The 14,904-nt window shown below is 59.4% G+C and carries 11 protein-coding genes and 1 pseudogene; 9 read left to right on the forward strand and 3 right to left on the reverse strand.

The features are described from left to right. Window positions 1-361: 361 nt before the first annotated feature. A complete protein-coding gene (locus AC0IX7_RS00330) occupies window positions 362-1,708 on the reverse strand; it encodes an MFS transporter (RefSeq protein WP_471810000.1) in 1,347 nt (448 codons plus the stop codon). A 754-nt stretch (window positions 1,709-2,462) separates the two neighbouring features. On the opposite strand from AC0IX7_RS00330, the gene AC0IX7_RS00335 reads away from it, so the two are divergent. Further along, complete coding sequence (locus AC0IX7_RS00335; RefSeq protein ID WP_187503152.1) at window positions 2,463-3,440, forward strand: TerC family protein; 978 nt, start codon at window positions 2,463-2,465, stop codon at window positions 3,438-3,440. Window positions 3,441-3,600: 160 nt separating this feature from the next. Continuing rightward, window positions 3,601-4,434 (forward strand): MipA/OmpV family protein, encoded by an 834-nt coding sequence (locus tag AC0IX7_RS00340; protein ID WP_279628956.1) that lies wholly within the window; start codon window positions 3,601-3,603, stop codon window positions 4,432-4,434. Here AC0IX7_RS00340 and AC0IX7_RS00345 read toward each other — a convergent pair. Further along, window positions 4,424-4,921, reverse strand: coding sequence for a hypothetical protein (locus tag AC0IX7_RS00345; RefSeq protein WP_471810001.1), 498 nt, complete (start codon window positions 4,919-4,921; stop codon window positions 4,424-4,426). The genes AC0IX7_RS00340 and AC0IX7_RS00345 overlap by 11 nt on opposite strands. A 1,194-nt stretch (window positions 4,922-6,115) precedes the next feature. On the opposite strand from AC0IX7_RS00345, the gene AC0IX7_RS00350 reads away from it, so the two are divergent. The 6 genes from AC0IX7_RS00350 to AC0IX7_RS00375 all read left to right on the forward strand — a co-directional run bounded on the left by AC0IX7_RS00350 (window position 6,116) and on the right by AC0IX7_RS00375 (window position 11,775). After that, window positions 6,116-6,268 carry a DUF465 domain-containing protein gene (locus tag AC0IX7_RS00350; protein ID WP_321163344.1) on the forward strand — a complete coding sequence of 51 codons (153 nt, stop codon included), beginning with the start codon at window positions 6,116-6,118 and terminating at the stop codon, window positions 6,266-6,268. 92 nt (window positions 6,269-6,360) lie between these two features. Beyond that, entirely contained in the window at window positions 6,361-6,810 is a 450-nt protein-coding gene (locus AC0IX7_RS00355; RefSeq protein WP_055876914.1) for a hypothetical protein, read from the forward strand. Next, window positions 6,807-7,550 carry a TorF family putative porin gene (locus AC0IX7_RS00360; protein ID WP_471810002.1) on the forward strand — a complete coding sequence of 248 codons (744 nt, stop codon included), beginning with the start codon at window positions 6,807-6,809 and terminating at the stop codon, window positions 7,548-7,550. Before AC0IX7_RS00355 ends, AC0IX7_RS00360 begins: the two co-directional genes overlap by 4 nt. Before the next feature lie 787 nt (window positions 7,551-8,337). Next, complete coding sequence (locus AC0IX7_RS00365; protein ID WP_187503153.1) at window positions 8,338-9,750, forward strand: sensor domain-containing diguanylate cyclase; 1,413 nt, start codon at window positions 8,338-8,340, stop codon at window positions 9,748-9,750. Between the two features lie 560 nt (window positions 9,751-10,310). Further along, window positions 10,311-10,985 (forward strand): hypothetical protein, encoded by a 675-nt coding sequence (locus AC0IX7_RS00370; protein WP_333922095.1) that lies wholly within the window; start codon window positions 10,311-10,313, stop codon window positions 10,983-10,985. Window positions 10,986-11,100: 115 nt separating this feature from the next. Beyond that, complete coding sequence (locus AC0IX7_RS00375; RefSeq protein ID WP_471810003.1) at window positions 11,101-11,775, forward strand: hypothetical protein; 675 nt, start codon at window positions 11,101-11,103, stop codon at window positions 11,773-11,775. Between the two features lie 885 nt (window positions 11,776-12,660). Here the strand turns inward: AC0IX7_RS00375 and AC0IX7_RS00380 are convergent. Then, window positions 12,661-12,995 (reverse strand): annotated as a pseudogene (locus tag AC0IX7_RS00380) (HPP family protein); the annotation flags it as partial. A gap of 519 nt (window positions 12,996-13,514) precedes the next feature. Here AC0IX7_RS00380 and AC0IX7_RS00385 point away from each other — a divergent pair. Further along, complete coding sequence (locus AC0IX7_RS00385) at window positions 13,515-14,825, forward strand: cation:proton antiporter (protein ID WP_471810004.1); 1,311 nt, start codon at window positions 13,515-13,517, stop codon at window positions 14,823-14,825. The last annotated feature ends 79 nt before the right edge of the window (window positions 14,826-14,904 follow it).

The following is a 14,904-nucleotide window of genomic DNA, read 5'->3' on the forward strand; positions in this document are numbered from 1 at the left end:
GGTGCACCGCATGTGTACCTGTTGGCTTGGTCAGTCCTAACTGCAACAACACAGGACTTTCGCAGCATTGCCGCGGAAGTCCTGTTTTCTGCGACCGCGGCACGGAGTTTCGCGTTATAAAACTTTGATACTCGTCGCGTGGCTCACCAACGATCTTGTATCACGGGGGTGACGGAAAACACCTGTTTGTCGTGCAGTCGTGATTGCGACTGGGTTTTTCACATATCTGACCGCTGAGGACACTCCGCAGGCCTATGTCGAGCCGACAGCTAAGACGTTGCTTCCAGCTCGCGTAAGCTGCGGCCTCGCGTCTCTCTTCCTGCGCGCCCGATCAGTACCGCTGACAGCGTCATTGGTACAATTAGCGCGATTGCCGCGCCCCCATCGTCGGGATCAGCCCAGCGAAGGCGCCCAGCTGGACAGCAACGCCACCAAATTTGCTACTCCCCGCGATAAGCCCGGTGGCACGTCCACGGACGCGTAATGCGTAGTTTTCGGCTGCATAGGGAAGTAGCACGGCGATCAATCCGTTTGTGCCAACCACCAGCAACGCGATCACAGCAATGAGCAGTGGCGGCCAAGCCAACGTAGGCGCTGGCAGTAGGGCTCCGGCAAGCCCGGCGAGTGTGAGAAGCACGGTGCCGATCAGGGTGCGCTTGCTGCTCCACCGGCTGTAAAGGAAGGCCGCGATCATGATCGTGGGCAGGGCAACAAGTGCTGAGCTGGCGATGATGCCGCTCGCAATCTCGGCACTGAAGCCTCGATCCTGGAGATCGGAAGGCAACCATAGCAGCAAGCCGAAGTTGACGAAGCTCCAAGACAGGGCCGTGATCACCAGGGCGATAGTCAACTCGCGGTGGTGAGCCGCGGCGCTGCCAGCGTCCGCTGGCGCTGCTTGTGGCGCACGCCTGACGATTCCGAACTTTCGAGCCATGTCAGCTAGTTCGGCGTCCATACCCCGTTCCAACAGAAATCGCGGGGACTCAGGTATCCACCTTGCCATCGCAAGCAGCAGCAAACCGGTGGGAAAGCCCTGCAGCCACAAGCTACGCCAGCCGAACAGGGGCTCGAACAGATGCGCTGCACCGCTAGCTGCGAGGTAGCCACCGACCAGTCCCGTACCACCAACCAGCACAAGGACCCAGCTTCTGTGCCGCGGAGGCATGATCTCTGCCAACAGCGTGTAGACGACGGGCAGCATGCCGCCAGCCGAGCACCCCATCAGAAAACACATGACCAGGTTCCAGCTATAGGAAGGCATGGCTCCGCAGATGGAGGTCGAGACGAACAGGATCGTGGACAACAGGATCGACACACGCCGACCGTAGATGTCCGCAAGCCACCCCCACAAGAACGAGCCAACTGTGGTCCCCGTAAGGGCAACGAACGGAAGCAGGGCAACGGTCGATTTGGCGAGCCCATACTCGCCCCGCATGCCGGGAAGCACAAAGCCGAGCGTTGCTGGCTTCATCGTGTCGATGATGAGCCCGAGGGTAAGCACCAGCAGAACGGCAGCATGCGAGCGCGTCAGAGGGGTATCATCGGGCGCTTCATATGCGACGCCAACGGCTGCCCTATGATCAGGCCGTTTCTTGGGTAAAGCGCCAAATATAGCTGCCGGCACGCCGATACCGATCAGCGCCATGCCCAGGTACATCCATCCGTCCATAGGCATACCCGACAGGTGATTGCCCATCGTATGGGCCATCGCGAGCATTGGTAAGTGAAGGGCCACGCCAACGCTGATCGCCGCACAGCCTGCCCAGAAGAGCGGCCAGCGCTCGCCGACCAGCGAGTTTCCGCGGCTGCTACTGCCATTCGCCATTCATTTCCCCCACCAGCGGTAGCGACATAAGCCGCACGGCTTGCCTGCCGCAAGCAGAGTACCTGCCGGCGGGCACGTTGCGGCTCATGGCTTGGCGAATGGCCTTCAGGCTTGCGGATCGCCAAACTGAGTGTCCAGAAGCAAGTGTTTTCGACCGATCCCTTTTTCCGGTCAGCGTAATATTTTGGGAAGGGAAGTGCGGCAGTTTGAGTGCCGACTACAGTAATTATCAAACAGTGAAACAGCTTGATCACCGGGAGCCAGGTCCTATCTAGAAAGAGCGGGCCGGGCCCCTCTGACAGTTTCCCTCGGGTTATTGTGATGTCGGACCGCATCGGGTTATCTCGATATAGGCCTGGCCGCTTTGCCTCCTGTCGTCGTTGATGATCCGAGCTTTCGATCACCGATTGAAAAGAGGCTCTGAGCATGGAAACGAACAGATCGGCACAGCTCCATCAGCAGTTGGACGAGCACGCGCGTATCGCGATGGCGCGCCGAACCCCGACTTCTCCAATTGTGCTGCAATTGTAGCGCTTTGAGTTGGGTCTGAGAGGCCGCTTGTGCCCACCACACGCGAGATACCGGCCCTCCTGACCACTGATCTCGCCCCACGCCACCATGTTTGTTAGAGGTTCCCATGCCTGAGCTGCTCTCCTTGTTATTCCTTGGTACCCCTGTCTGGATGTGGCTGGCATTTCTCGGCATCGTCGCAACATTGCTGATCCTCGATCTGGGTGTCTTGCACCGCGGACAACGGGAAATCGGAGTACGCGAGAGTCTTGCATTGTCAGCAGGTTACATCACGCTGGGACTGGCGTTCGGCGGGTGGATTTGGTGGTATATCGGGCCTACTGCTGGCCTCAACTACGTGACGGGCTTCGTCATCGAGAAGAGTCTCGCCATGGATAACGTGTTCATCATCGCCATGATCTTCGGCTACTTCGCCATCCCAGGCATCCATCAGCACCGCGTACTGTTCTGGGGCATCCTAGGTGTCATTGTCCTGCGTGCAGTGATGATCGGTTTTGGCGCGGCATTGGTCGATCGGTTCGAATGGGTATTGTACGTCTTTGCTGCCTTCCTGGTTTTCACCGGTATCAAGATGTGGCTGACTGCCGACACGGAATATGACGTAGCCAGTTCGCCCGTTTTACGCTGGATTCGCCAGCGCATGCCGGTTACCGACCAACTTCACGGGGAACGTTTCTGGGTAAAAGAGCAGGACCCGGCGACTGGGCGCATGCGCCGGATCGCTACGCCGTTGCTACTGGCTCTGGTCATGATCGAATGCGCTGACGTCATTTTTGCGGTCGATTCTGTACCGGCTATCTTCGCGATCACAACGGATCCATTTATCGTCTACACGTCGAACATCTTTGCTATCCTTGGGTTACGCGCACTCTATTTTGCGCTCGCCGCAATGGTCGACCGGTTCCATTACCTGAAATACGCCTTAGCCGCGTTGCTGGTGTTTATCGGCTCGAAAATTTTCGTTGCCGACATGTTCGGGCTCGCCAAATTCCCGCCCGCAGCGTCGTTGGCGGTAACCTTTGCGATACTGGGTTGCGGCGTCGGCTGGTCCCTGTGGAAAACGCGAGCGGCTGCTTCGGCCTGAGTTTGAACGCGTCCGCCGGCATTGAAAGCGGACCGGTCATACGCTGTGGGTATAGCCGTACTCCATTTACCGAGACTGGCGTTTACGACGCACAGGGATAAGGTGGCTGCTGATTATGATCGTCCGGCCGTCCACCAACATGGTCAAAAAAGGGATCAAGATGCGCGCCGTTTTAGCCATCATCGCGCTAGTCTCTGCTCAACCTTGCTTCGCGCAAACTGACCCGAGGCCAGGCCCGCCTGCAGGTAGGCCTTTGGAGGCAGGCACTGCCGGATGGAGCATTACCGTTGGCGTCGCGCCAGTCCTCAGTCCTGCATGGCAAGGCTCGCGAGACATGGCCTTGTCGATTTTTCCCGACTTGCGGCTCAACTACAAGGACGTGATCTTTGCCTCGATTCCTGACGGTTTGGGCTGGAATGTGGTGAACCACGACGGGTGGAAGGCAGGACCTCTGGCCAAACTCCGCTTCGGGCGGGATGAGGAGCGCGGGGGATCGCCGTTCCTCATTACAGGCGGGAGTGACGCGCTACGCGGCCTCGGCGACGTAGATGCAGCTGTTGAGGTGGGAGGCTTTATCGAGAAACGGGCTGGGCCATGGCGTGGACGGATCGAGGTTCGTCGCGGCTTCGGCGGACATGACGGCGTTGTCGCCGACGGGTCAGTTGCTTACCAAGCGCGCCGGGGACGGACCATCATCAACGTCGGGCCTCGCGCAACGCTGGCAAGCCGCGAGTATATCGAGACGTATTTCGGCATCGATGCGGTCCAGTCGCAACGGTCCGGGCTTAGACCGTATTCTGCGTCAGGCGGACTATTGTCCTACGGTGTAGGTGGTACCGTAATTCGTCCCCTGAGCCGGCGAAGCGCCGTCACGCTTTTCACTGGCCTGGATCAACTAGGTCAGAACGCAGGCGATTCACCTCTCGTCCGCGAACGTGGGCGCCGGACCCAATTCACCCTAGGTCTCGGCTACGGATTTAGGTTCAACCTCTAATCGAATCAGACGCATATACCCTACGCCGGTAGCCAGCGACCAAGCCTGAAATAACGAGGATCGCGGCAGCGCCGGTTGCTACGGCAATAGGTCCTGCAGCTTGGCCACCTGCAGCGAAGATAGCAGCAAGAGCCCAAAGGAAAACAGCTGCGTACGGCAGATTGCCACGTCCTCGGACCAGCACGGTGGCCGCGATGAGTCCAGCAATCACGATCACCGCTGCACCGATTACCGGCGCGGCTGCACCGCCCTCCATGCCGTGATACCTCAGGCTAGCTGCGATGTTGACGGTGGTAGCGACGGTCAACCATGCGGCGAGCGCGCTCAACGGAAGGTACGCACACCACCACGCGGTTTTCGACACCGCCGCATTCGACAGGGCACGATAGGCAATGATCAGGCACGTCAGCGTGAAGGTAATGATCAGAACCGATACGAAGCTTAACCCGTAAAGCTGTGTGTAAGCAGCCCAGAGTGCGTTCCCCAAAATGCGCCCGCTGCCGGCCAGCGCAGGCGATGAAGCAATGCATTTTGGCGCTGTGCGGGCAGGGCCTGATAAACAGCAAACACCGTGGCTCCGAGGTAGAGCGCGCCCCAGATCGAGAATGCCCAGCCTGCCGGGGTTATCAAGGTTCGGACCGCCAGAGACCGGGATCCGATAGGCTCACCGATCCCAATCTGCGGTAAAAGAGGCGTTAGAATTTGAAGCGCTGCTGTCAGCAGCACCGCGAGATGCGGCAGATCGAACGCGGTCCGTTGGGGTAAGGTATTCGTTGCCATTTTTCCACAACGGCCGATCAGCTTACGCGTTGCAATGTCACAAAGAAACTCGCTCGCATTCAGCGCTATCGTACTTAAACGGTCCTCGGGCGCCTGACATATTGTCATTTACCCGAGGCTTCAGTGGGACGACCCAGAGGCCTTTATCCACGATCCCGGTTGCGACGCGAAGGCGGTATCTTATCGTGTTCTAAAGTGCAGAGGATAAGACGCAATATACCAGCACCGGTACGCCAACCAAAACGATTAAAAGTAACAGGTTGAGCTCCATAAGTCGGCTCAGCCAGTCCTTACCTTCATTCTGTCGGGCTTCGGCATCAGCCTTAGAATAGTCTTCTACAATCTCCAGATCGAATTTGTTCGAGAAAAACTTTGTGGTCGCATCCGCAAGAAAGGCTGAGGTGCTGGATTGGCAGCTTGATGCTGACGGTCATCCTGACACAAATCATCGGATTTCGAGACTTGGTTTTCCACTACACGGTTTCCACTTATTCGAGATCACGGGCGCGCAGAACGCGTCCCAAAGGTCAGATCGAATAAAGCCCGAACTCAAGCGGCAGTGGCCGCGAGCTCGGGCTAAGCGCGTGCGGCGAGTTGGCCGGCGTGGTCGCGGAAACGCTTATGTGTCGCAGGAGCGTACATGCCAGTAACATCGGGGACCCGTGTCCTAATGTCAACTCGTGCAAATCCATTTGCTCTACCTATTGACCTTGACCGGCTAAACCCTAGCTTGAGGGAGCGGGCCGGGCCCCTCTGGCGGTCGTCTCAGGACGAACGTGATGTCGGACCGCATCGGGTTATCTCGATGTCTAGGCCTGGCCTGTTTGCCTCCTTTCATCGCGACTGATCCGATCGTTCAATCGTTGGTTGGAGAGCGGCTTTGCCTATATTTTCTCACAAGTTGACCCAGTTGCATGCCCGGCTGGATGAGCAGATCCGCGTCGAGATGAAGCGACGCATGCCCGATACCTTGCGGCTATTTCGGCTGAAGCGGTTGCGTCTCGACGTGAAGGACCGCCTGCACGCACGCGCCTTGCGGCCGCAGTTCAGCTGAACCGACACGCTGAACCATCGTTGTATAATCATCGTCCGTAAGGATTGGCTTCACCGATCAGAATGGATCGGGATGGCAAAAGGAGAACGAATATGGCCTATTTTCTAACCGCCGGCTTGGTGCTTGCTGCTACCGGGGCGGCCCTCGGCATGACTGTCGATCATCAGAACCAGGTGGATCACCGCAGCGGTCCGGTCGCCGTCAAATATCGCGGTGACGTTGTCATCACGCACAAGCAGGTGGGCGCGGTTGCACCCGGCGGAAGACCGTCGTCGCTACGCTGCGACTGGGCGGCGAGCATGTCAGTGGCACGGCACGCGGTCGCGGCGTCGGGTACCAGGCTGGTGCGCAGCATCGACAGCGAACCGGTGATTTCCGGCACCCGGCCCGGCTGGTGCGTTGCGAGCCATGGCGCGATCAAGAAGGAGGTCGCGACGAAGTCCGCGGACATGCAGCAGCATCTGGTAAAGCTGGCGCAGGAAGACGAGCAGATGCTGCGCGTCGAGCTCGACCGGATCCACGGTCCGCAGCGCGCAGGATGATCCGGCGCGTTCGATTGGCGGGCGTGCTCGGTGCCGCAAGTTGCGGCCTGATCACGCCCACGTTTGCACAAGATGTCGGGTCGGTAACCTTGGAAATGATGAGCGAAGAGGAACGGCGCGGGCTGAGCTGGAGTGAGGGACGTGCCGCGCTAGCGGGCGATATTCGCGTCTCGCGCGGCCGGCTCGATGCATCGGCGCGCGTGGTAACGCTTCGGAACAGCGTGCGACACGGTGGCGCCGATGCGGTCGTCGACCTTTCGGTGGGAACCGACTGGGATCTGGGTGCGGTGCGTATCCGTACCGACGCCACCGGCCACGCATTCGCGGGCGCGCGGGGCCGCATGGACTATGTCGAGGCCGGCGTATCGGCAAGCTATGCCTATGGTCCGCTCTACGCCACGGCCGGCGTGATCGGCGCGCCGTCGCAGCGCGCGATCGGTGGCAGCAACGTGTATGTCTATGCGAACGCCAATGCCGGTATTCCTGGTACGCCGCTGACGATGCTGGCCGAAGTCGGCCACTCGTCCGGCAGCGTCCGCGACCCCAGTCGGGTGCAGCGTCTTCGTCCGGGCGGCAGTTACATCAACTGGCGGCTGGGTCTCGAGCATCGTCGTGACCGTCTGACGATCGGCGTCGATTATATTGGGACTGACGTCTCCCGCACCGCCACTGCCAGCAGGTTTGCCGATCAACGCAACGCCGGAGACAGAATCGTAGGGCGCGTACAGGTTTCGTTCTGACGATTACCGCGGTCAGTGAGTGCCCATTAACGCTGATGTGTATACGATCTGCCTCGGCAGAACCGTCTGTATATGTTAAACAAACGGCCGGTGCGGTTGAAAAATAGCCTGACGTCGCGCTCCTGATCGTATCGACCGGGATCGAGTCCGAGAACGCCCTATCCGTCTCGATCATCGTTCGTTTGCGGGATTAGAAGTCGCGGATGGTAAGTTTTGCTGGCGAGCGAACTTGTTTGCTGCCGCCTTCACGATATCGGGCTGATTGCTATTAAAAAGGCCGTGACAAACTATCGGGAATAGCACGCAACGCGATTGCCGTTCGAAGGCATTTATGAAGATGCGCGCCTACCAACGGTTGGTCACCAGCATCCGCGACCGCCAAAGCCTGACCGATAACCGTTATTAGACGTTCGAGGCGCTGAGCGGTTGTTTCGCCGTCCATCATGGCTTCAAAGCCTTGATCATTTTGGCGTACCCGGCAGCACGAGCCAGATGAGCGATGCGAGCTGAAACGTCGTTACTGGCTTCGGCCTGTTCCCGCGCGCGCGCTTCGTTACGAACAAGAGTGCTCAGATCGCTCGAGTTGGACACGTTTATGCTCCTATCAAGCGGGAGCGCTCCAGCGTCTCTCAGTCGCCGCCATGCCATTAACGAGTCGCGGCGATGTACCGACCCTGTACATGCCGTTAACCCGATGCCAACCTCACTTATGCTACCGTCCCCCATGGTAAACCTAACCGGCATAGTCGACGAGGTAGCGCGGCTGGACGCGCTTCGTGCTCTCGATATGCTCGACACTCCCCCTGAAGCCGAGTTCGACGCCATCGCTGTAGGGGCGCGGCACCTCTTTGGCTGCAAGTTCGCTTTCGTTTCGTTAGTTGACGCGGACCGGCAGTGGTTCAAGGCAGCGTGCGGCCTTGAGGCTAGCGAGACACCACGAGATGTGTCTTTTTGCACCCATACGATCGCTGCCGACGATCTGCTCGTCATTGCGGACACGCGCGAAGACCCGCGCTTTGCAACCAATCCTATGGTGGTGGAAACACCCTTTGTGCGTTTCTATGCAGGCGTGCCGTTGCGAGTGACACCACCAGGAGGAGGTGCCGCGCTGCCGATCGGCACCTTGTGCGTGGCTGACGACAAACCGCAGGATCCGACCCGCGAAAAGCTGGAGATACTCGCCGGTATGGCGCGGGTCGTCGAAGCGCTGCTTGAGGCGCGCCGGACCAGCAAAGAGAACCTACAGCTGGCGCTTGATCGCCAGGAGGCCCTCGGTGACATGGCCCGCACGCACAGACTGCTCCAGCACGCCGAACGCATGGCAAGGATCGGGTCGTGGCGCCTCGAGCTTGAAGGCGGACGGATACACTGGTCCGATCAGACCTACGCGATCCACGGCCTGGCACCGGGCTCGCAAGCGCAGCTTGCCCTAGCTATGCAGTTCTACCCCGAAGACGATCGTGCCAAGTTGGAAGCAGCGCTAGACCGCTGTGTGCGGCAAGGGACTGCATGGGATCTGGAGCTGAACTTCACAGATGCGCAGGGGCGGCCCCGTCGCGTGCGCACATTGGGTGAGATCGATGAGCGCGCCGGTAAGCGTGTCGCCGTCATGGGAGTGATCCAGGACATCACGGACCGGTACCAATTCGAGCGCCGCCTGGTTGCGGTAGCTCGAACCGACGAACTGACGGGCATACCAAGCCGACGCGCTTTTAACGAAGAATTGGAAGCTGCGCTCGATCGCGCCCGGGAAGGCGCACCGCTTGCTATCGCAATCATCGATCTGGATCGGTTCAAGGAGGTCAACGACCGGCTTGGCCATGCGACAGGGGACAAGGTTTTGCAGGTGATGGCCGCCAAGCTGCAAGCAGTACAGTATCTGGGCGATCACTCCATCGCCCGACTGGGCGGGGACGAGTTCGTGCTGATCCTACGCGGACGGCGTACGCACGAAGAACTCGTCCAAGACATCGCGCGATTGCTCGCAGACCTACGCTACGCCGTGCCTGACGACCGTAGCGTTATAACGGTGTCTGCGACGATCGGAGCCTGTGTCTATGGCGCAAGTTATGTCGATCGGGCTTCGTTGCTTAAAGAGGCAGACGAGGCTCTGTACCGCGCGAAGCGGATGCAGCGAGGCACGGGCGCTATTGCAGGCAACAGCGCCCATATCCAAAGTTTGGTTGGTGAGCCGCGATAATCTGCTTTGACCCCGGCACCTGGTTGGCGAGAATAGGATTCAGGCATTTTGCATGTGACAATGAGCCGATGAGCACCGGACTGATGAAGATCCCCGTCTTGCTGGTATCCGGTGTCCTGTACTGGCTTTTCGTCCGCTGGGTGACAGGCGCGGCGGAACCCTGGGATGCCGACGCCTACTGGCGTCTCTGGTACCCGTCCTCGTTGGGCCTAGCTGCGCTAGCAGGGGCAGCGTTCAAGACGAGGGGTGGATGGCAGGAGTTATCCTGACGTTTGCCCAGCTTCCTGTGATATGGCTCAACGCTGGGACTATCTCGCTCTGGGTAATCGGCCTGGCAATGTGCTGCGTCCTCGCTGTGCCGGCTGTCGCAATCTCAGCTTTTACCGGCTGGTTTGCGGCTCGCTCACGACCGTTGTGACAGGTCGCGAATGGATCCGCCGGTGCATCAGTAAAGATCATGGTAGGACCTGTTCGCCCGCGCTGGACGGTGCCCTTACCGTGTGCAGCGAGCCGGAGTGTCGACCGGAGGATGGATCGTGTTGAAGCGAGTTGGACCGGCGGTGGCGGCGATGGGATTGCTAGCCACCGCCGCGGCATCTGCCACGATACGGTCGCCCGTGGGTCTGCAGTGTACGGCGGTAACAACCTGGGCTTGCGCGGAAGCGAAGACCTGCAAGCGACGCGAAGGCGAGGCCAAGGAAAGCTACAGCTTCGACTTGGTAGCGAAGACGTATCAGGCACCGCATGATCGAGGAGCGATCGCCGCGTTCGAAACTGACGACGGCGGCTTCATGACCTTCCTGCTCAGTGGCGGCCCACGTTACGTCCACAAGAACGTCGACGCCGGCGATCCGATGACGTCGTTCCTGTACATGTCGTCGATGGATATGCGAGAACTGCGGTGCAATGCACGCTACGCGCCGGATGCATCAGCGGTTGCATCCGGCGCCAGTCGCAGTCTTACCGGTCATTACCACCTGTTAGGTGTGATGGAGACGGGATCGGAACTGCTGCTACGTCCAGATCAAAGCTTTGTCTGGTTCATGAGCTACGGCGCCGCGGATCAGGCGGCGGAGGGCAAGTGGCGGGTCAATGGCGACGCGGTCCTGCTGGAGGCCGGAACCGGACCCGGCGCTGCCGCAGAACCGGCCTTCCGGCAATTGCGGTTGCTGATTGATCATGGTGCGCTGCTGCTGAACGGCACGGATAAAGGCCGGTACGAGCGGCATGCGTAACGCTGGAGTTGATCCTGCGTACTGGCGGGGTAGTACCGCGAACATGGATCATCGTCACCACCGCGCGACCACGTCGCCGACGCGCTTCACCCTGAGGCGGTTTCCGGTGCGAGCGATGGTCGCCGTCGCGGTTGCCAGCGCGTTGGCGGCATCGCCAGCCGTGGCCCAATCCGAGCATGAGGTGCTGCCGACGCCGGCATCGCTAACGCAGGTCCTGTCCTGCCAGTCGCGCGACGCGCTCGGAACCTTCGCCGAGTTGCTTTTCCTGCAGTATCGCCCGCCAGCGTGGATGCGCCCGAGTAAACTTCCTAAGGCGCTCGACGGCATGATCGGGTTGTATGGCTTCGCGGTCGAGGGCAACGTCTCGGTGTTCGGGGAGCCGGTCGACCACGTCTATTTCATGAGCGACTGGGTCGTTGCGCTGCTACCCCGCGCAAGCGCCGAGCGGGTGATTGCTGCCCAGAAGATGACGCGGGCGCCGATCGCGATCACGGAACAATATTACCGCTTTGTCGATCCCGAAACCGGGCCGATGATCGGCGGGTTCGCGCCGACCGGTGATGCGATGGCGAAAATGTTAGTCGATGCCTTCGGCGGCGATCTGGCCGCGAAGTCTGCGAAGGTGCCGCCATCGACGGATCCGAAAATGCTCCTGGTCGGGTGCAATTACGCCGTGGCGTCGCAGGAAGATTTTCTAGATGCGGCACGTGGCGCCGAGGATACCATGCGCAAGGCAGGCGCGGATATCCGGCGGATGGCCGAAGAAGGTGAGGCTCGCCCGCCACGGTGATCGTCTTGCGGAAGGCGCAGCCGGGAGTACCGTAATTTCAGTGCGACCTGGCAGGATGCCTTCGGATTGCGCAGACCTCCCAATCGCCGAAAACCCGCATCCACGGAATGCATCATTCCGACCGTCTAGTCGACGGGAGTTGCCATCTAAAACACGGCGCGCCGATACGTCGAAGACTTTTACCGCTGTCGGACGGCCGAGAAACTAACGAAGATACCCCGAACTATTCCTGTCGCCAAACTCGGGCGAACGCCCAAGAGCAACCCTGACTAGTATCCCGAATCCTCTGGTATCCTAAACTCTCTTTAGACAGAGCAATAGCGTCATTTTCCGTCTACTTCTCGAATAATGGTGTGAAGCCACTTTAGCAGAAGCGTTGCTGACAAAATGGCAACCCAAGAAAATATAGGATCCGCTTCTTGGACTAAACCGACCTGAGCAATCCAAATTGTGGCGGTCAGTATTGCCATTGTAAGCGATGTTAACAATATTTTTCCCGCTCTCGCTTCCGATCGCCAGAGCAAATCGCAAAGCAACGCTATAAATAGTGCAAGAAGGATATTAATAGATTCTATAATCTAAAAAACTCCCGTTTGCATTACAAATATGAATTCAAAGTCAAGTTCGTGGGCGCCTGTCGAGAATTCCGCTTGCCGCCCGACTGGCCGCGTGGAACTCAACACGCCGGAACAGCAGGTCGAGGTCTTCCCGGCTCACATCGAAGGTTTCTCCGAGATCCGCGAGCGCAAGGTCGATGTCTAGGGGGTGCGGGATGCTTAACTCGGATGCAGCAAGCTTGTGACCTACTACCGGGACTGCGCGGTGCGGGTAGGAATGGCCCGAAACCCGGTGGAACGCGATGCCAGCCAAGATTAGGATCAGTGAATTAACGCCGACCGGGACGAGAGGGAAAGCGTAACCAGCTTCCAGCACTGAAGGCCCACCGATCACTGCTGTCAACGCAGCAGCCCCGCCGGGGGATGAAGGCAGCGTAGGAGCGACATGACCAGAATTGCCCCGCCCACAGCAACCCCTGCCGCCAGATACGGTATGGGTACGAAGCGGGCCGCTGTTACGCCGACCAGCGCCGATATGATGTTACCGCCGACCACTGACCAAGGTTGTGCCAATGGGCTCGCCGGGACGGCAAAAATTAGCACTGCAGAAGCGCCGATCGGCGCCACCAGCAACAGGAGCGGCCCAGATCCGTGCAGCGCCATAGCGCACACGAGGCTCGTCAGTGCGACCCCGATTACCCCCCAATACACGCAAAAAGGCGGTCACGCAGGGTTGCACCAGCAAGCATCATGGGGAAAAATGGCCGTCTCATATTCTCAGATTACCTACAACGATGGAGACCAAACCGCGGTAACCACATCAACTACAACTGCTCAATTGTTAGCAGAATTGCCAAGCTCGGTGTGTCGGATATGGCAGGCACGCGACTGAGCCTCCTTACGAACTGAGCTTACGCCGAACCGGACCCTGCAACGTTCTACCGATCCCTGTGCCATGGGGGCATGATCGCGGTCCACGCTGAAGGCGTGACATTAGAACGACTACCCTGTGGCGCTTGGGCAACAGAACCTGGAGCGATCATCAGGAATGCTTGAGTGCATGTACCATCTGCAATGCATCCGGCTTGAAATCGGCCCCGATTTGCGTCTTCTTCCGCGGTAGGTAGCGGCACCGCGGACACAATCGACAATCGATCGGCTGGCTGGCGCATGGGGGGACATATGGCTCTATCTGAGCTGAGCGTAGCATTCTTTTTGCAGGTCTTCGTCATCGTCGCCGCATGCCGTGCGATGGGCTGGATCATGAAGCGCTTCTTCGATCAACCGCAAGTCATCGGGGAGATGATCGCCGGCGTCATCCTGGGGCCGTCGCTGCTCGGGCTGCTTGCGCCCGACGTCCAGGCGATGATCTTCCCCAAGGATGCAAAGCCGGTGCTGTATGTCTGTGCCCAGCTCGGCGTCGGGCTCTACATGTTTCTCGTCGGCCTTGGCTTCCGCACCGACCATTTCCGATTGAACGCAAGGAGCGCGGTTGCTGTTTCAGTGTCTGGCATGGCCGCGCCTTTCCTCGTTGCCGTGGCGCTCACGCCGTGGCTCCTCAACCTCGATCTCTTCGGCAAAGGCATAACCAGCGTCCAGGCGACGCTTTTCATGGGTGCCTGTATCTCGATCACCGCGTTTCCCGTGCTCGCGCGCATCATTCAGGAACGCGGGCTGACGAAGACGCCGCTCGGTTCGCTGGCACTGTCTGCCGGTGCAATCGACGATGCCGGTGCATGGACGGTGCTCGCGATCGTCCTGGCGAGCTTTGGCGGAGGTCCGGAGGTCGCCATCAAGGCCATCGTTGGCGGCGGTCTGTTTGCCGCGTTCATGATTGTCCTGGGTCCAAAGCTGCTGGCGCCACTTGCCCGTTGGGCGGAGCGTGAAGGTAAGGTCACCCCGCAAATCCTGGCCGTCGTGGTCATGCTGTTTGGGTTGAGCGCTTGGGCTATGGACGCTGCCGGACTGCACTCGGTGTTCGGAGGCTTTCTGCTCGGTGTGGCAATGCCGCGTGGGCTGCTGACCCGTGAGATTAGAAAGCAGGTTGAACCGTTTACCACAGCGCTGCTCGTGCCGATGTTCTTCGCCTTCTCAGGGCTCAACACGCAACTCACAATGGTCAACAGCCTCAACCTGGCTGCCATCGCTACCGTGATTCTAGTGGGTTCGGTTGCGGCCAAAGGGTTGGCATGCTGGGCGGCAGCCCGTGTCACGGGTCAGGACAATGCGACCGCCATGGCGGTCGGCACGCTGATGAATGCACGCGGGTTGATGGAGCTCATCATCATCAACATTGGTCTGCAAAAGGGCATCATCGGTCCTGCGCTGTTCTCGATGCTGGTCGTCATGGCCATCGTGACGACGCTGATGGCATCGCCCCTGTTCGAGGTTGTGTATGGTAGAAAAGCGCGGGCGTCTGGCGAGCTTGGCCAGCTTAATGAGGCAGACGATAACGAGGACATAGTAGCCGCCCCTGCCAAAGGCCTCGCCTGACATCTCGCGTGGAGTACATATGAGTTAGGGCAGCGCCACCCGCCAACCAGCGAGCTGCTGCGATTCAAATCGGACCTTC

Source organism: Sphingomonas sp. AC411, assembly GCF_979253035.1.